This window comes from Kitasatospora sp. NPDC008050, from assembly GCF_042957465.1.
In the GTDB taxonomy this organism is placed as follows: domain Bacteria; phylum Actinomycetota; class Actinomycetes; order Streptomycetales; family Streptomycetaceae; genus Kitasatospora.
Map to the genome: position 1 here is coordinate 207,072 of NZ_JBIBIJ010000002.1, position 16,032 is coordinate 223,103.

At 71.6% G+C, this 16,032-nt stretch carries 16 protein-coding genes; 9 read left to right on the forward strand and 7 right to left on the reverse strand.

The genetic code is table 11. The features are described 5' to 3' along the window. Positions 1-5: 5 nt before the first annotated feature. Genes ACFZB9_RS04415 through ACFZB9_RS04425 form a run of 3 tightly spaced genes read right to left on the reverse strand, consistent with a single transcriptional unit; the run spans position 6 to position 3,201 of the window. Positions 6-899, reverse strand: a complete 894-nt coding sequence (locus ACFZB9_RS04415; RefSeq protein WP_391443498.1) for an ABC transporter permease — start codon at positions 897-899, stop codon at positions 6-8. After that, positions 886-1,911 carry an ABC transporter ATP-binding protein gene (locus ACFZB9_RS04420; RefSeq protein WP_391443499.1) on the reverse strand — a complete coding sequence of 342 codons (1,026 nt, stop codon included), beginning with the start codon at positions 1,909-1,911 and terminating at the stop codon, positions 886-888. The genes ACFZB9_RS04415 and ACFZB9_RS04420 overlap by 14 nt, the downstream gene beginning before the upstream one ends. Further along, positions 1,912-3,201 carry an outer membrane lipoprotein carrier protein LolA gene (locus tag ACFZB9_RS04425; RefSeq protein ID WP_391443500.1) on the reverse strand — a complete coding sequence of 430 codons (1,290 nt, stop codon included), beginning with the start codon at positions 3,199-3,201 and terminating at the stop codon, positions 1,912-1,914. 186 nt (positions 3,202-3,387) lie between these two features. Here ACFZB9_RS04425 and ACFZB9_RS04430 point away from each other — a divergent pair, with 186 nt between their 5' ends. Further along, positions 3,388-6,021, forward strand: coding sequence for a bifunctional FO biosynthesis protein CofGH (locus tag ACFZB9_RS04430; RefSeq protein WP_391443501.1), 2,634 nt, complete (start codon positions 3,388-3,390; stop codon positions 6,019-6,021). Between the two features lie 54 nt (positions 6,022-6,075). On the opposite strand, the gene ACFZB9_RS04435 is transcribed toward ACFZB9_RS04430, so the two are convergent. Continuing rightward, complete coding sequence (locus tag ACFZB9_RS04435) at positions 6,076-7,332, reverse strand: alpha/beta hydrolase (RefSeq protein WP_391443502.1); 1,257 nt, start codon at positions 7,330-7,332, stop codon at positions 6,076-6,078. A gap of 139 nt (positions 7,333-7,471) precedes the next feature. Between ACFZB9_RS04435 and ACFZB9_RS04440 the strand changes: the two genes are divergently transcribed. Then, the gene (locus ACFZB9_RS04440) at positions 7,472-7,960 is read left to right on the forward strand and encodes a MarR family winged helix-turn-helix transcriptional regulator (RefSeq protein WP_391443503.1); all 489 of its coding nucleotides are present in this window, start codon (positions 7,472-7,474) and stop codon (positions 7,958-7,960) included. A 97-nt stretch (positions 7,961-8,057) separates the two neighbouring features. Next, positions 8,058-9,377 carry a VanZ family protein gene (locus ACFZB9_RS04445; protein ID WP_391443504.1) on the forward strand — a complete coding sequence of 440 codons (1,320 nt, stop codon included), beginning with the start codon at positions 8,058-8,060 and terminating at the stop codon, positions 9,375-9,377. 37 nt (positions 9,378-9,414) lie between these two features. Here ACFZB9_RS04445 and ACFZB9_RS04450 read toward each other — a convergent pair whose 3' ends face one another. The 3 genes from ACFZB9_RS04450 to ACFZB9_RS04460 form a co-directional block, all read right to left on the reverse strand. After that, the gene (locus ACFZB9_RS04450) at positions 9,415-10,173 is read right to left on the reverse strand and encodes a YoaK family protein (protein ID WP_391443505.1); all 759 of its coding nucleotides are present in this window, start codon (positions 10,171-10,173) and stop codon (positions 9,415-9,417) included. 46 nt (positions 10,174-10,219) lie between these two features. Continuing rightward, on the reverse strand, positions 10,220-11,140 hold the full coding sequence (locus ACFZB9_RS04455) for a hypothetical protein (protein WP_391443506.1): 921 nt from the start codon (positions 11,138-11,140) through the stop codon (positions 10,220-10,222). A 249-nt stretch (positions 11,141-11,389) separates the two neighbouring features. Continuing rightward, on the reverse strand, positions 11,390-11,761 hold the full coding sequence (locus tag ACFZB9_RS04460; RefSeq protein ID WP_391444272.1) for an ATP-binding protein: 372 nt from the start codon (positions 11,759-11,761) through the stop codon (positions 11,390-11,392). Positions 11,762-12,107: 346 nt separating this feature from the next. Between ACFZB9_RS04460 and ACFZB9_RS04465 the strand changes: the two genes are divergently transcribed. From ACFZB9_RS04465 to ACFZB9_RS04490, 6 genes are all read left to right on the forward strand, one after another. Further along, positions 12,108-12,920, forward strand: coding sequence for a helix-turn-helix domain-containing protein (locus ACFZB9_RS04465; protein ID WP_391443507.1), 813 nt, complete (start codon positions 12,108-12,110; stop codon positions 12,918-12,920). A 14-nt stretch (positions 12,921-12,934) separates the two neighbouring features. Next, the gene (locus ACFZB9_RS04470; protein ID WP_391443508.1) at positions 12,935-13,144 is read left to right on the forward strand and encodes a DUF397 domain-containing protein; all 210 of its coding nucleotides are present in this window, start codon (positions 12,935-12,937) and stop codon (positions 13,142-13,144) included. Between the two features lie 143 nt (positions 13,145-13,287). After that, the gene (locus tag ACFZB9_RS04475; RefSeq protein ID WP_391443509.1) at positions 13,288-13,596 is read left to right on the forward strand and encodes a WXG100 family type VII secretion target; all 309 of its coding nucleotides are present in this window, start codon (positions 13,288-13,290) and stop codon (positions 13,594-13,596) included. A gap of 28 nt (positions 13,597-13,624) precedes the next feature. Then, complete coding sequence (locus ACFZB9_RS04480; protein WP_391443510.1) at positions 13,625-14,989, forward strand: hypothetical protein; 1,365 nt, start codon at positions 13,625-13,627, stop codon at positions 14,987-14,989. A 41-nt stretch (positions 14,990-15,030) separates the two neighbouring features. Beyond that, positions 15,031-15,402 carry a hypothetical protein gene (locus tag ACFZB9_RS04485; RefSeq protein ID WP_391443511.1) on the forward strand — a complete coding sequence of 124 codons (372 nt, stop codon included), beginning with the start codon at positions 15,031-15,033 and terminating at the stop codon, positions 15,400-15,402. A 47-nt stretch (positions 15,403-15,449) separates the two neighbouring features. Then, on the forward strand, positions 15,450-16,001 hold the full coding sequence (locus tag ACFZB9_RS04490; protein WP_391443512.1) for a VOC family protein: 552 nt from the start codon (positions 15,450-15,452) through the stop codon (positions 15,999-16,001). The last annotated feature ends 31 nt before the right edge of the window (positions 16,002-16,032 follow it).

Consider the following 16,032-nt stretch of genomic DNA (forward strand, 5'->3'; position numbering starts at 1 on the left):
GGCCGTCACGCGGTGATGTCCCGGCTGGTGAACCGGGCCCAGGCGGCCGAGCCGAAGAACGCGACGTAGAGCGCCTGCAGGCCCAGGTCCTGCCAGACCCCGTGCCAGTACATCGGCTGCCGCAGCAGGTCGCCGAAGGAGAGCCAGTAGTGGGTCAGCAGCCAGGGCTGGATGGCGTGCAGCTGCGGGAAGCTGTCCAGCACCTGGACGATGATCACCAGCCCGACCGTGCTCGCCATCGCGGCGATCCCGCTGTTGGTCAGGGTGGAGATGAAGAGCCCCACCGCCACCAGCCCGGCCAGCGACAGCGCCACCACGCCCGAGATCAGCACCACCCGCAGCAGCGCCGCGCCCAGGCCGATGGTGTCGCCGGAGAGCAGCGTGACATCGCCGACCGGGAACAGGATCGAGCCGATGATCAGCCCGGAGAGCGCGACCGCCAGCGTCGCCGCCACGCAGAAGGCCATCGCCGCGGTGAACTTCGCCGCCAGCAGCCGGCTGCGCCCGGCCGGGGCGACCAGCAGATAGCGCAGCGTGCCGGTGGCGGCCTCGCCGGCCACCGAGTCGCCCGCCACCACGCCCACCGTCATCGGCAGGAAGATCGGCAGCGAGGTGGCCAGCGCGGTGAAGGTCAGGAAGACGCCGTTCTGGGTGACCTGGGCGAGGAACGCCGGGCCACCGTCGCCGCCGCGCATGTCGCCGGTCTCCAGCCGCACCACCACGCCGATCAGGATCGGCACCAGGGCCAGCACCCCGAGCAGCGCCATCGTGCGCGCCCGGCGGAAGGTCAGCCACAGCTCGCTGCGGAACAGCGCCAGGAACCCGGGCAGCGTCTGCGGCCTCGGCCCGGCCGCCAGGGCCACCGGCCCGGCCGGCGCGGCCGTCTCAACCTGCGACATCGAAGCCCTCCCCGGTCAGCGCCACGAAGGCGTCCTCCAACGTGCCCCGCTCCACTGCGAAGCCGCGCACCCGCACCCCGGCCGCCACCAGCGCCGCGCACAGCCTGGGCAGCGCCTCCTCGTCGTCCAGGGCGCCCGACTCGCCGTCCACCCGGCCCTCGCCGACCCGCAGACCGGTCACCCGGTGCTCGGTCAGCACGGCCAGCGCCGCCTCGGCGTCCGCCGTGCGGACCACCAGCCGGCCCTGTGCCCGGGCGGCCAGCTCGGCCACCGTGCCCTGCACCACCAGCCGGCCCTTGGACATCACGGCGGCGTGCGTGCAGACCTGCTCGATCTCGTCCAGCAGGTGGGAGGAGAGGAAGACGGTGGTCCCCTCCGCCGCGACCTCGCGCACCAGCGCCCGGATCTCCCGCATGCCCTGCGGGTCCAGGCCGTTGGTCGGCTCGTCCAGCACCAGCAGCTCGCGCGGCTGGAGCAGGGCGGCGGCCAGGCCCAGGCGCTGCTTCATGCCCAGCGAGTAGGCCCGCGCCTTCTTTCCCGCCGCGGCCGCCAGCCCGACCCTCTCCAGCGCGTGTGCCACCCGCTCCTTGCGGGTGCGCGGGTCGGAGGTCGGGTCGGCCGAGTCGTAGCGGATCAGGTTGTCGCGCCCGGAGAGGAAGCCGTAGAGCGCGGGCCCCTCGATCAGCGCGCCGACCCGGGGCAGCACGGCGGCCGCCGCCTGCGGCATCGGCGCGCCGAGCACGGCGGCCACCCCGGAGGTCGGGGCGATCAGGCCCATCAGCATCCGGATGGTGGTGGTCTTGCCCGAGCCGTTCGGGCCGAGGAACCCGAAGACGCTGCCGCGCGGCACCGTCAGGTCCAGGCCGTCCACGGCCAGCTGCCCGCCGGCGAAGCGCTTGGTCAGGCCTTGGGTACGGATCACCGGCGGGCCGCCGAGGGGGGCCGCGGCCGCCTCGGCGACCTGGCCCCCCTCGGTGGTCTCCGCCGTGTCCACGGTCGGAGACTGCGTCATCTACTTCACTCCCGCCGCGGCCTGGAGCACCGGCAGGGTGACCGCACCGGCGTAGACATGGTTGTCGTCAGTGATCAGCACGTTGACCACCTTGGTGCTGATCAGCGTGCCATCGGCCACCGGCTTGCCGAGCGACTTGACCAGCTCGGTGGCGCTGGGCAGCTGCCGGTGGTGCCCGCTGCCGCTCTGCGGGGCTGTGGCGGTCGTGGCGGGGAGCGCGAACGAGACCACGCTGGTCCAGTCGCTGCCGATCACCTTCGCGCCGTTCGTGCTGCCCGGCTGCTGCGCGCGGTCCGCCTCGTCCTTCCCGTGCTGCGCGGGGGCCTGCTCGACCACCTTGGCGCCCTTGGGCGGGGTGAAGTCGAAGGTGCTCGCGCTCGGCCTGGTGAACGAGACGTCGCTGAAGTGCGCGTCCAGCATGGTGCTGCCCGAGGTCGAGGTGGCGACCACCGCGAGCGGGGTGCCGGTGGCGGAGTCGACCGCGACCTTCACCTCGGCGATCGTCGAGCCGGACTGCTTGGGCTTGACGCTCAACTGGTAGGCGCTGCGCCCGGCCACCGTGGTGGTGCCGGCCACCGAGACGTCCGAGCTGCCCGCGCTGCCGGCCAGCAGCTGCTGGGCGGCCTGCTGCGGGGTGGTCGGCACCCCGTCGAGTGGACTCCTGGGGTCCTTGGCGTGCCCGGCCGCGTCCTTGGCCGTGCTCGGCCCGTCGGCCAGGTGCAGCGCCTGGTTGCTGGCGCTGTCCCAGGCCCAGGCCTGGTCGCCGTTGTGGATCAGGTCGTACTCCGCCAGCGGCTCCACCAGCGCGACGCGCTGCTTGTCCGGGCCGTCGGCCGCGACCCGCAGCGTGTGGTCCCCGGCGAGCAGGGCGGTCAGCTTGGCCTGCGGATCGGCGGCGGCAGCCCCGTTGCGCTCCTTGGACTGGCCGCTGCCGCCCGCCGCCCCCGCGGCGTTGGCCGTCCCGGCGAGCCCGCCCTGGCCGGCCAGCTGGAGCACCTGGCTCGGGATGCCCAGGTCGGTGGAGACCTGCACCGTGCCGCTGAGCGCCTGTGTCTGGTCGGCGAACACCTTGGCGAGCAGCTGCTGGGCCGTCACCTGAGGCAGCGTCGGCGCGCTCGTGCTGGCCAACGCCGGCACCACGGCCACGCCGGCGGCTGCGACGGCCGCCACGGCCAGCGGCACCAGTACCCGCACGGCGGTGCGCCGGCGCGCGCGGTAGGGGCGGGCGAACGGGTCGTCACCGCCCGGCTGTTCCTCGTTGCTGTCGAATCCCGCGTACCCGGTCGTCATCGCGTCAGCCCCTCCGTAGCGCCCTGCGTTCTGCCGTTGCGTTGTACGTTCCATTAGAGCCCGCACAGGGATTTCTCACATCGCCCGCCCGGGGGCCGCGCCGTACGCCTTGTGGCTCAGGCAACCCTGAGGCGATATCAGGGTTCTGGGGGACGTGGGGTACTCCTGCTGGCGTAGGGTCGGCGCATGGACGCCACGCCCTCTGCCACGCCGCCGACGACGCCGACCGCGAGCGCGCGGCCGACCGCGCTGCCGACACCCACCGCGCGGCCGACCGCGAACGCGATGCGTCGCGCGCTGCGCCGGGCCAGGGACGGGGTGGCGCTGGACACCGCGGAGGCCGCCGTCCTCCTCCAGGCCAGGGACGAGGACTTGGCGGACCTGTGCGCCACCGCGGCCCGGCTGCGTGACCAGGGCCTGGCGGCGGTCGGCCGCGAGGGCGTCATCACCTACTCCAAGAAGGTCTTCGTCCCGCTCACCCGGCTCTGCCGGGACCGCTGCCGCTACTGCACCTTCGTCACCGTCCCCGGCAAGCTGCGCCGGGAGGGCCAGGGGATGTTCCTCTCCCCGGACGAGGTCCTGGACATCTGCCGCAAGGGCGCCGCACTGGGCTGCAAGGAGGCCCTGTTCACCCTCGGCGACCGCCCCGAGGACCGCTGGCCCGAGGCCCGCGAGTGGCTGGACGCGCACGGCTACGACGACACCATCTCCTATCTGCGCGCGATCTCGGTGCGGGTGCTGGAGGAGACCGGCCTGCTGCCGCACCTCAACCCGGGGGTCTGCAGCTGGACCGACTTCCAGCGGCTGAAGCCCGTTTCGCCGAGCATGGGCATGATGCTGGAGACCACCGCGACCCGCCTGTGGTCCGAGCCCGACGGCCCGCACTACGGCTCGCCGGACAAGGAGCCCGCCGTGCGGCTGCGCGCGCTCCAGGACGCCGGGCGCACGGCGATCCCGTTCACCACCGGTCTGTTGATCGGCATCGGCGAGACCTACGAGGAGCGGGCCGAGTCGCTCTTCGCGATCCGCTCCGTCTCCCGCGAGTACCACGGCATCCAGGAGGTGATCATCCAGAACTTCCGGGCCAAGCCGGACACCGCGATGCGCGGCATGCCGGATGCGGAACTCCAGGAGATCGCCGCCTGCATCGCGGTCGCCCGGGTGGTGCTGGGCCCGGGGACGCGGCTGCAGGCGCCGCCGAACCTGGTCGCCGGAGAGTACGAGCTGATCATCGGCGCGGGCATCGACGACTGGGGCGGCGTCTCCCCGCTCACCCCGGACCACGTGAACCCCGAGGCGCCCTGGCCGCAGATCGCCGAACTGGCCGCCCGCACCGCCGAACAGGGCTACCGGCTGCGCGAGCGGCTCACCGTCTACCCGGAGTACCTCAAGCGCGGCGAGCCCTGGCTGGACCCGCGCCTGCGGCCGCACGTGGAGGGCCTGGTGGAGCCCGGGACGGCGCTCGCCCGCGAGGACGCGCCGGTGCTGGGCCGCCCCTGGCAGGAGCCGGAGGACCTGGGCTCCTCCGGGCGCACCGAACTGCACCACGAGATCGACACCGAGGGCCGTACCGGCGACCGCCGCGGCGACTTCGACGAGGTCTACGGCGACTGGGAGGCGCTGCGCGAGCAGGCCGCCGCGGTGCCGGCCGCCCGCCTGGGCGGTGATGTGCGCGCCGCGCTCAAGGTGGCCGCCGACGATCCCACCAAGCTGACGGACGACCAGGCGCTCACCCTCTTCCAGGCGGACGGCCCGGCCCTGGACGCGCTCTGCCAGGTCGCCGACGACCTGCGCCGCTCGGTGGTCGGCGACACCGTCACCTACTGCGTCACCCGCAACATCAACTTCACCAACGTCTGTTACACCGGCTGCCGCTTCTGCGCCTTCGCGCAGCGCCGCACCGACGCCGACGCCTACACCCTCTCGCTCGACCAGGTGGCCGAACGCGCCGCCCAGGCCTGGGAGGTGGGCGCCACCGAGGTCTGCATGCAGGGCGGCATCCACCCGGACCTGCCGGGCACCGCCTACTTCGACATCGCGCGGGCGGTCAAGCAGCGGGTGCCGGGCATCCACGTGCACGCCTTCTCGCCGATGGAGGTGGTCAACGGGGCGACCCGCACCGGGCTCTCGATCCGCGAGTGGCTGAGCGCCGCCAAGGAGGCCGGGCTGGACAGCATCCCGGGCACGGCGGCCGAGATCCTGGACGACGACGTGCGGTGGATCCTCACCAAGGGCAAACTGCCCGCCGACACCTGGGTGGAGGTCGTCAGCACCGCCCACGACCTGGGCATCCGCTCCTCCTCCACGATGATGTACGGGCACGTCGACACCCCGGCGCACTGGCTCGGCCACCTGCGGCTGCTCGCCTCGATCCAGCAGCGCACCGGCGGCTTCACGGAGTTCGTCACGCTGCCGTTCATCCACACCAACGCCCCGGTCTACCTGGCCGGCATCGCCCGCCCGGGCCCGACCCACCGCGACAACCGCGCGGTGGTCGCGATGGCCCGGCTGCTGCTGCACCCGCACATCCCCAACATCCAGACCAGCTGGGTGAAGCTGGGCGCGGACGGCGCGGCCGAGATGCTCCGCAGCGGCGCCAACGACCTCGGCGGCACCCTGATGGAGGAGACCATCTCCCGGATGGCCGGCTCCGCGTACGGGAGCTACAAGTCCATCCGGGACCTGGAGGCGATCGCCGAGGCCGCCGGGCGCCCCGCGCGCCAGCGCACCACGACCTACGGCGAGGTGGACGAGGAGCGGCGCGCGGTGGCGCTGGGCTCCGACGGGCACCTGCCGCAGCTCCTGCCGGTGCTGGACTGACGCACCGTCGGGCGGGGGCCGCCGGGTTCGGAGGCGGCCCCGAGGCGCCCCCGTTCAGGCCCGGCGTGCCGCGGTGATCTGGGCGGGGACGGTGCCCAGCCACCAGGCGGGGTCGGCGGTGCCGTCGGTGGTGCGGCCGTCGGCGTGCACGTAGTGCCGCACGTCGCGCCCCGGCTCGGCGAGTTCGCCGTTCAGGGCGCGCTCGACCCACTCGGCGCCGAACCGGAAGATCTCGGCCGCGACCCCGCCCAGCGGGTGGAACTCGTTCTCGTAGACGCGCAGCTCCTTGGGGGCGCGGACCCGCTCGTAGGTGGCCATCGCCTGCTCGAGCACGGTGAGCTCGTCGAACTCGCCGATGCCGTACAGGACCGGGCAGGTGATGTCCTGGACGAGGTCGCCCAGCGGCATCCGGGCGACCAGCTCGCGGTCGAAGGCCTCCTCGTCGGTGTAGCCGGCCATGAACATGTAGTTGTTCTTGAAGGTGGGCTGGGCCCGCTCGAAGATGGTGGTGAAGTCGCCGGTGACGGCCTCGAAGGCGGCCAGGGCCGAGAGCCGGGGGTCGGTGGCGGCGGCGCGCGAGCCCCAGTAGCCGCTCATGCTGATGCCGAACATGCCGATCCGGTTCGGGTCGACCTGCGGCAGCGAGGCCAGGTGGTCGATGTAACGGCTGATCGCGCGCTCGTAGTTGGTGAGGTCGACGGTCAGGCCGTTCGCCCGGGTCTCGCCCTGGCCCGGGCCCTCGATGGACAGGGCGACCATGCCGCGCGAGGTGTAGTAGCGCTCGGCCGCGTAGATGTAGTCCTCCTTGATCATGTCCATCCCCGGGCCGAGGATGACCGCGGGGGCGCCCGTCACGTCGCCGGCGGGCAGGTGCAGCAGGCCGAAGATCCGGCCGCCCTCGAAGTCGAGCTCGACGCGGCGCACCCGGTCGCCGCGCAGCGCGCCCAGGCGCTCCACGCAGTGGTTGGCGTGCTCGCGGAAGGCGAGCTTGCGCGGGTCGGCGGCGTCGAAGACCGAGTACTGGGCGCGGCCCCACATCACGGCGGCGCGCACGTACAGGTCGGCGGCGGTCCGGGCGAAGCCGCCGCGCTCGTGGTGGGCGGCGCGCTCCTCGGCCTGCCCGGCGACGGTGGCCCACGCCTTGGGCAGCATCACGCCGCTCTGCACCAGGTCGAAGACCTTGTCGAAGTCGGTGTGGTCGTGGCCGAGCTGCTCCAGGGTGCCCTTGGCCTGCGGGTGCAGGGCGTCGAAGCCGCCCTGGGCGAGGGCGATGTCCAGGGCCCAGCTCTGGCCGGTCGAACGGATGGTCATGACGGGACTCCTCGGGGGTTCGGTGGGTGGGGTAGGTGCGGTGGGGTGCTCAGCGGTGATTGCTAAGTACTTAATCATTAAGTACTTAAGCTAAGCTGGCTGTCAACTCGCCCGTTTCGTCCAGCCCTGGAGGTCCACCGTGCCGACGCTGCCCGACCCTGACGCCGGCCACGCCGCCGCCGACCTCGACCCCGAACGCGAGCAGGCGCTGGACGGCCTGGCCCGCGCCGCCTACAGCCTCAGCGCCGCCGACTCCCGCCTGCGCGGCCGCGCCACCCGCACCGCGGGCGCGCTCTCCCTCACCCACGCCCGCGCCCTGCGGGTACTGGCGGACGACGGCCCGCTGCCGATCGGCCGGCTCGCCGCCCGCACCGAGACCACCGGCGCGGCCACCACCCAGCTCGTCAACGGGCTCGCCGCGGCCGGCTACGTCACCCGCGAGCGCCCGGCGGGGGACAAGCGCTCGGTCCTGGTCACCCTCACCGCGGACGGGCGCCGCCGCCACGAGGAGCGCAGCCGCGCGCTGGCCGCGGAGCTGGCGGGCGAACTGGGCGGCCACGACACGCAGGCGCTGCGGTCCGCCACCGACGTGCTGCGCCGGCTGGTGGACATCTACGACCGGCTCTGAGCGTGTACGGGCGGTCGAGTCCGGGGGCTGTGCCCGCCGCCGGTGATCTCCGCTGTAGTGTCCCGGGACTGGGCTTGAACTCCTAGAAGGACACTCCATGCTCCCCGCCATCCTGCGCACGCACGCGGGCCTCATACCGGTCTTCGCCGTCCTGGCCTTACTCGCCGGCGCGGTGGCCTGGCGGTTTGCCCCGCGCCGCGGGCTCGACCGCAGACTCGCCGTGCTCCTCGCGCTCTGCCTGGCGGGCGAGCTGACCCTCACGCTCAGCCCGACCGGGCACAACCTGACCAGCTCGCACATCTGCACCTACAGCACCGAGCTGTGGCGGGCCTTCGGCAACCGGCAGGGGCTGCTGAACCTCGCGCTGTACGCGCCGCTCGCGCTCTTCGCGGCCCTGCTGCTGGACCGGCCGCTGATCGCGCTGGCCGGCTGCTGGCTGCTCTCGGCGGGTACCGAGACGGCCCAGGCGCTGCTCCCGATCGGCCGGACCTGCGACTCCCAGGACTTCGTCGGCAACGCCACCGGCGCGCTCGTCGGCGTCCTGCTCGCGGCCGGCTGGCGCTGGAGACGCCGCCGCGCCCTCGTGCTGCCGAGCCGGCGCGAACTGCTCTGGAGCGGGCTGCCGCTGGCGATCGGCGCCGTCGTCGTGTTCGCCGTGCAGAGCTCCGCCGTCAGTCCGCGCTGGGTGACGGGCAAGGTCACCTCCGTGGTGTCGAGCGAGAAGCGGGCGCTGGCCGCCAAGGACGCCGCGCTGGTCTACGGCCCGGACGCGGAGGTCGTCTCCGTCCAGGAGGAGGACGCCACGGACAGCGCGCCGGACCTGCTGGTCGTCAACACCAGGACGGCGCAGCTCAGCATCGAGTGGCCGTCCGGGCAGCTGAACAAGGGCACCGACTTCGCCACCTCCGCCCCGACCCCCTCGCCCGGCTCCGGCCCCGGCCCCGGCCCCGGTTCGGACCCGCAGGGGCAGGCGCGGGCGGTCGCGGACGCCTTCGCCAAGCAGTGGTACGCCCCGGAGCTGACCGGCACCACGGTGCGGGTCTACCAGGCGGACCCGGCCAAGGCGCGCCGCACCGTCGAGTACCGCCGCTACCGCGCGGACGGGCTGCTGGAGCCGTTCCGCCTGGACGTCCAGGTGGACCCGGGCGGCCGGATCGCGCAGTTCACCTCGCGCAACGTGCCCGACCCGCAGCTGGTCCCGGCCACCGTCTCCCGCCAGGTCGCGGTCGCGACGGTGGGCGCCGCGCATCCGGGGGCGGTGCTGAAGGTCCAGATGGTGGCCGCGCTGGTCGGCACCCAGTGGCGTCCCTGCTGGTCGGTGACGCTGGCGAACGGCTCCGACCCCAGCGCGCAGGGGACCTCGTACCAGGTGGACGCCGTCACGGACGTCCTGGTCTACCCCTCCCCGGCGCCCTGACAGCCGTCCGGGTCCGCGCTGCTCGGAGCCGTCCGGCTCAGCCGGCGGTCTCCGGGTCGCCGCTGCCGGCGGGCCCCAGCCGGGGCGTGCGGGAGTAGAGCACCGCGACGGCCGCCTCGAAACCGGCGACCCCGAGCAGCGCGGGGCCGACCCCGAGCCGGTGCAGCAGCGCCCCGCCGAGGCCGCCGAGGAAGATGCCGGCCACCGTCGCCATCCGGCGCATCCGGGTCAGCCTCGGTGCGTCTGGTGCGTCTGGTGTGGTCGCTGTGGCTTGTGCGGACGGGCGGAACGGCAGGAGGTCCGCGATCGCCTTCACCAGCGAGGTCTGCAGCACCGTCGTCGGCATGTCCGGGATCCGCGCCTCGTCGACCACCCGGCTGTGCCAGCCCATGGTGACCGCGAGCAGCAGGACGGTCAGGCTCGCCCCGTGCAGGGGCAGTCGCGCATCGCCGTTGCCGGCCAGCACGTAGGCCCCGGTACCGGCCAGCAGCGCGACCTCGCCGCCCAGCGTCGCCAGGAACCAGCGCCGGCTACGGCCGAGGCGGTAGGTGATCAGGACGTGGGCGAGCACCACCCCGGCCACGAACGCGCCCAGCGCCTCGGCCGGCCGGGCGATCGGCGTACCCGTCGTGCCGCCCACCCCGAAGCCGAGCAGCAGCACGTTCCCGGTGGCGAGTGCGGCGAAGACGTGCCCGAGCCCGAGGAACGTGATCGCGTCGATCGACCCGGCCACCATGGTCAGGGCGAACATCACGACGGCGATGAGCACCTGACCCCGCCCGGGAGCGACCCTCATGCCGGTCAGCCTGCCCCGGGCCCCCGCCCCTCGCCGTCCGGGGCGCTCATCCGGGGGAACCTGCTGGTGCGGCTCTGCCCAGCCCGGCGAGCATGCTCTTGGCAGCCTGCACCGCCTCGCGGGCAACGGCGGCACCGACGGTGGCGGTGGTGGCGGTGGCGGTGGGCGGGCTTGACCCCGGTGCGGTGTCCAGGCCCGCGCAGGCGCGGCAGATGCCGGGACTTCGGACGGGGTCATGGCAGCAGGGGCACTCGGCGAGTCGGGGGACGGGCGCTGGTGGTGCTGCGCCCGGCTCGGGCGGCATCTTGCGCTGCAGGCGGTCGCGGAGCAGGCCTTTGGCGGAGTGGAGCGGGACGGGCAGGCAGGGCAGCAGCGCCTGGGCCAGGTCGGCGGCGGTCGCGCGGCGCTCCAGCCAGGTGCTCACCAGCGGCGCCAACTCCGCTGCCTCCGCCTCGCCGAGGCGCAGCCGTGGTTCGGGGGCGAGCACGCGGAACAGCAGCGCGACGGCCGAACGGGTGTGCTGATCCGTGGGAGTGGGAGGGAGGGGGTTTGCTTTCGCCGGTTCCTTTACGGGAGGGACGACAGGCGGAGCGGGGGCTGCTGCACCGGGGTCCGGACGCGTGACACTCGGTGGCGCCGCCGGTTGGGCGGGCTGGGCAGCGGGCCGGCCCGGCAGTTGGGGCGTGTCGAAGACGTACGCCTCGCTGCGGATCGTGCCGTCGGGCAGGCGGACTTTTTCGACCCGGTAGAAGCCGGCGGCGGTCAACTCCTTGAGCGCCCGGCGGATCGCGGCGCGGCCCTGCGGGCTGGTGTCGGCCATCTGCCGCCCGTCCTCGCGCCAGCCGTCGGCTCGGGAGAGGAGATCGGCGAGGAGGCCTCGGGCGGTGTAACTGAGCTGACGATCCTGCAACATGCCGTTGGGAAGGACCGTGAAGAAGCGCGCGTGCGCGGTACGCTGTACGTGCATCGGAGGTCTTGCTCCTGTGCCGGGCCCCGGGGTGTTCCACCACCGCCGGGGTCGATCTTTTGCTCTTGTTGCGGCGGAACGTAGCACGGTGAACGTCGACTGAGCCGACGTCAGAATCTTTGTTCTGGAAGGCATTTCCGCAGCTCGGCGACCACATTGCCAGTGCTGCCAGATCCCCGAGGTTCACCCGTTCGGCCCGCCCGCAGGGCGCGCAGAACCCGCCAGGGGGCGCGCGTTTCTCGCCCTGCCTCAGTTCTGCCAGCCGGGAGAGACCACACTCCAGACCCGCTTGCCGGCTCCTTCGCGTGGGCCGTAACCCCAGGCCACGGAGAGTTGTTTGACGATCAGTAGGCCTCGCCCGGACTCGCCGCAGAGGGTCTCGCGGGGGAGCGGGGGGTGGTCGCTCGCGTCCTCCACGGCGATCCAGAGCTCGGACTGGTTTGCGCGCAGGCCGACCCAGATGAGCTGACCGGTTCTGGTTCCATGCTGGAGCGCGTTGGTGACGAGTTCGGACAGGACCAACTCCCCGTCCTCGATGAAGCGTTGCCCACCCTCGACGCGGGCCAGGAGCGAGCGCAGCATCTCCCGCGCGAGCCCGGGGGAGCGCTTGCTGTTGGGCAGTCAGCGGTGGTCCTCGCCGGCGGGAGTGGGCAGCAGGTCAAGGGTTTCGGGCATGGCAGTGCTCCCTCTGGTGGCGGCGCTTGAAGGATGCGACGGCCGGGCGAGGGCATGGGGCTGCCCGGTGGCGAGCCGTCATGATCACTGATGGTGAGTCAACGAGCTACGTTGAGTAGCGTGCCCGCGAGCGGGCCCAAAGTGCAACCTGCACTTCAGAAGTCGCCCCGAAAAGTTGACGGCTGTGGATCTGATGCGCCCGCGAAGGCAGACTGTCAGTGATCGTGTGTGGGGAGGTGCGGCTATGCCCGCAGATCAGAGTCCAACCGTCCGGCGTCGTCGACTTGGTGGTGTGCTGCGTCAACTCCGCGAGGACGCGGGCCTCACCGCTGAGCAGGTCGGCATCCACCTCACCTGCCACGCTTCGAAGGTCGGCCGCATTGAGAACGGGCGCAGCGGCGTGCGCATGCTCGATTTGAACGTGATGCTCGATCTTTACGGCCTCAAGGATCAGGAGGCTCGGGATCGGCTGGTCGAACTCGCCAAGGAGAGCAAGAAGCGCGGCTGGTGGCGGGTTTATGACGACGTGATGAAGCCGGGCTTGGCGGAGTACATCAGCCTTGAGTCCGCAGCCAGCCAGATCAGCACCTTCCAGCCGATGCTCATCCCTGGCCTTCTCCAGACTGAGGACTACGTACGCGCCATCATGCAGGGCGGTAGGAAACTGCCGTCTGATGAGATCGAGCGCCGGGTCCGCTTGAGGTTGGAGAGGCAGGAGTGGTTCGACGCAACAGGCGCGCACATGTGGGCCGTGATCGGCGAGGCCGCGCTTCGCAATCAGGTGGGCGGTCCGCCCGTGATGCGCGAGCAGGTGAAGCGGTTGCTGGCAGCTGCGGATGGGCCCGAAGTGACCCTGCAAGTCCTCCCGTTCGATGTCGGCGCCCATCCAGCGATCGGAAGTGCGTTTGTCATCCTGTCCTTCCAGGAGCGGACCGAAGGGGATGTGATCCTGGTGGAGGCGATGACCAGTTCGATCTACCTTGAGACCGAAGAGCAGCTGGACCAATATAAGTTCGCCTTCAACCACCTCCGAGCGGCTGCGCTCGCACCCAGGCAGACCCAGGAATTCCTGCAACGCACCCTCACCGACTACTCGGCGCGATGAGATCGAGGTATGTGATGTCCGGCCCCAACCCGCTGCGAGCTCGATGGTTCAAGAGCTCGTTCAGCAACGAAGATGGCGAGTGCGTCGAGGTAGCGGCCGGCATCACCGACCTCGTCCCCGTCCGCGACTCCAAGGACCCCCACGGCCCCGCCCTCGCCTTCCCCGCCCCCTCCTGGTCGGCCTTCGTCACCGCCCTCAAGGCAACCGGACTCCCCCTGGCTTGATCTTGATGCGCCAGCCACGCGTGGTGCGGCCTCCTGCTCGCCAGATTGACGGAGCGTCAGAGAAATGTCGCGCACCGCGCCCATCGGGAAACGATCAGCTACGCTTGAAATTGCCGAGGAGCACACCAAACGGGGGCGTGGTCATGGCAGACGGCACGATATCGATCTATCCGGCCGAGATCACCGCGCAGGCACCGACCTTCGCGACCGAAAGCACTGATCTCGAAACGGCGCTGAGTACGCTTCAAAGTACGCTCGCGGGGCTTGGCAGCCCGTGGGGTGCTGACAAGCAGGGGGCCGAGTTCAGTGCGGCCTACCACCCGCCGCATGACGCAGTGATCAAGGCGGTCGGCACGCTCGTTCAGGGCCTGGCAAGCATCCATGAGGGGCTTACCGCGCACGCGGCGAACCATGCCGACGCGGACGCTTACAGCGCCGGCAAGTTGAGGTAGTCATCGCGCTGATCTTGCAGGGGGCAGGATGGGCGAGTCAGAGGTAAAGAAGATCGTCGACATGACGGGCATGTGGTGGCCCGATGCCGACGCGGGGAGGCTGCGCCAGGTCGCCGACGCCTGGCGGGCGCTCGCCTCAGCACTGGACAGTGCGACAGCGGCAGCCAACAGAGCGGCGCAGGCGGTCATCGGGGGTAACCAGGGCCCGGCCATCGAGGCCTTCCACACCTTCTGGAACCAGTACTACGACGGTGGCAGGGGCGCACTGCCGGATACCGCCCAGGCCTGCCGACAACTCGCCGAAGGCTGCGACAAGTTCGCCGACGAGATCGACAAGGCCAAGCACAAGCTTGAAGAAGAAGCCACCGTCATCGGCGCGACCTTGATCGCCGGAACGGCACTGGCCTTCTTCACCGCTGGACTGTCCGAGGCAGCGGCGGCCGGGGTATCGGCGAGTCTCGTCGCGGCTGCCGAGACCGTCGGAGTGACCGTGTCGGCCACAGTCGCCGATATCGCCGCCACGACTCTCACCGGGGTCGTTTTCGGGGCCGTGGAGTCCACGGCGGTGGACGCACTCGTGGCGCAACCCGTCCGGATGGCCTTCGGGGACGGCGGTTTCTCGGGGACCGAACTGCTCTCAGCCGCCGAGACCGGCGGGTTCACCGGGGGCGTCGCCGGAGGGCTCGGCAGTGGAGCCCAGAACCTCGCCCGGGTCGCCGCCGGCGCCGAGGACCTCTCGCCCGCCCTGGCGAACATTGCTACGAGGCTGCCCACCATGCTGGATTCGCTGCCTGGGCGGATGGTCGTCGGAGCCGGCCTGGGTGCGGGGCAGGACGCGCTGTTCAACGGAGGGAACATCAATCCGCTCGACGTCACGGTCGGCGCGGTCGGCGGTGCTGTCGGGAGGGGGCTGTCCCGGGCTCGGCGCGACGAACTGGTGCCCGAGATCATGGGCCGCCCACAGAACGTGAGCGAGGAGCAGTTCCAAGCGCTCTCGGATGCGTTGAAGCAGCGGTTCAGCGGAGTCGACGGTGACATCCTCGTCCAGGGCAGTCGCGCAGGCTATTTCGCACACGCGCCCCGAGGCAGTGAGCCGGCGTCGGACATCGATGTCATGGTGAGGGTCGACCCGGAGGAGTTCGACCGTATCCTTGCCGAGAGTTACAGCAAGACTCCCAGCCCGGGCAGTGCCCGAGAGCGCACCTACCAGTATTCGCAGAACACCCGCATCATCAAGGCGGGTGAGATCAAGTTGTCCGACTGGGCCGGACAGCTGAGCCTGAGCAAGTGGCGCGACCAGTTGCTCGTCCCCACCGTCAATCGGCGCATTGATCTATCTATCGTGCAGCGTGACAGCCCCTTCGACCGTGGACCGAGGATGCCGATCAGATGAGTGACACAGCTCCGTCCGCCGACTTCGACGGTGACGCCATCGTGTACGTCCGCACCGGGTTCACCAAGGATGAGCTGGCCTTTCTGGTGGCCATGGCACTGGGTGGAACCGTACAGCGGGCGGCCTGGGGTGTCATCGGGGTCAGCGGCGAAAGCTGGGAGGTCACGCTGTCGGCAAACCCGGTCACCGGTGAGCCCGACGATGACTTCGTCAACTGGCCGTGGCAGATCGAATACGAACCGGAGAGCGTGCCGACGGCAGCCGGGGCAGCCGTGCGGGACATGGGCGCCCTGCTGGAGGCGCTGTGGGCGGCGGGCCACTGGGCGGTTGCCGCGTGTGACTACGAACACCTGCTGCCGAACAGCGGCGGTTGGCACGCGGGCCGCTATCTCGGTCAGCCGGGTGCTGTGTGAATATCCCGGCTTGACCCTGACGTTGCAGGAGGCTTCACGATCACCGCATGACCGAATCCACCAGCTCCACCTTCACCAGCTCCAGCTACACCAGCCCTGTCCCCGTGCCCGCCCTCGACGCGGTCGCGCCCGAGGTCCACCGGGGCATCTACGGGATGCCGATGTACCTCAGCATCCCCACCCCCGACCTCGCGGCCTCGCGGGACTTCTGGATCCGGGGGCTCGGCTTCGTCGACCTCTTCTCCATCCCCGGCCGGCTGACCCACCTGCGCCGGTGGGCCTTCCAGGACGTCCTCCTGGTCCCCGGGGAGCGGGCCGAACAGCCCCCGGCGATCAGCCTCGGCGTCTCCTGCGTGCTCAGCCAGATCGCGGAGACCGCCGCCCGCTGCGAGGAGCTTGTGCCGGGGTGCACCAGTGGCCCCCGGGAGATGCCGTGGAACTCGGTCGAGCTGACCGTGACCACACCCGAGAACGCCCGCATCGTCATGACCGCCGCCCGCCCGCTCGACCCGAACAGCCCGCAGGCGCAGGCCCTTCGGGAGGTGGGCTTCGACGTTCCGGCGGCGTCCCCGTCCGGTGCGTCCCCGTCCGGTGCGTGACAGCCCGGTGCGTGACAGCCCGGTGCGTGAC

Bases quoted from the DNA above. Each gene is read 5' to 3' on its own strand.
- ACFZB9_RS04415 (WP_391443498.1), bottom strand. From the start codon at position 899: ATGTCGCAGGTTGAGACGGCCGCGCCGGCCGGGCCGGTGGCCCTGGCG.
- ACFZB9_RS04420 (WP_391443499.1), bottom strand. From the start codon at position 1,911: ATGACGCAGTCTCCGACCGTGGACACGGCGGAGACCACCGAGGGGGGC.
- ACFZB9_RS04425 (WP_391443500.1), bottom strand. From the start codon at position 3,201: ATGACGACCGGGTACGCGGGATTCGACAGCAACGAGGAACAGCCGGGC.
- ACFZB9_RS04430 (WP_391443501.1), top strand. From the start codon at position 3,388: ATGGACGCCACGCCCTCTGCCACGCCGCCGACGACGCCGACCGCGAGC.
- ACFZB9_RS04435 (WP_391443502.1), bottom strand. From the start codon at position 7,332: ATGACCATCCGTTCGACCGGCCAGAGCTGGGCCCTGGACATCGCCCTC.
- ACFZB9_RS04445 (WP_391443504.1), top strand. From the start codon at position 8,058: ATGCTCCCCGCCATCCTGCGCACGCACGCGGGCCTCATACCGGTCTTC.
- ACFZB9_RS04450 (WP_391443505.1), bottom strand. From the start codon at position 10,173: ATGAGGGTCGCTCCCGGGCGGGGTCAGGTGCTCATCGCCGTCGTGATG.
- ACFZB9_RS04455 (WP_391443506.1), bottom strand. From the start codon at position 11,140: ATGCACGTACAGCGTACCGCGCACGCGCGCTTCTTCACGGTCCTTCCC.
- ACFZB9_RS04470 (WP_391443508.1), top strand. From the start codon at position 12,935: ATGTCCGGCCCCAACCCGCTGCGAGCTCGATGGTTCAAGAGCTCGTTC.
- ACFZB9_RS04475 (WP_391443509.1), top strand. From the start codon at position 13,288: ATGGCAGACGGCACGATATCGATCTATCCGGCCGAGATCACCGCGCAG.
- ACFZB9_RS04480 (WP_391443510.1), top strand. From the start codon at position 13,625: ATGGGCGAGTCAGAGGTAAAGAAGATCGTCGACATGACGGGCATGTGG.
- ACFZB9_RS04490 (WP_391443512.1), top strand. From the start codon at position 15,450: ATGACCGAATCCACCAGCTCCACCTTCACCAGCTCCAGCTACACCAGC.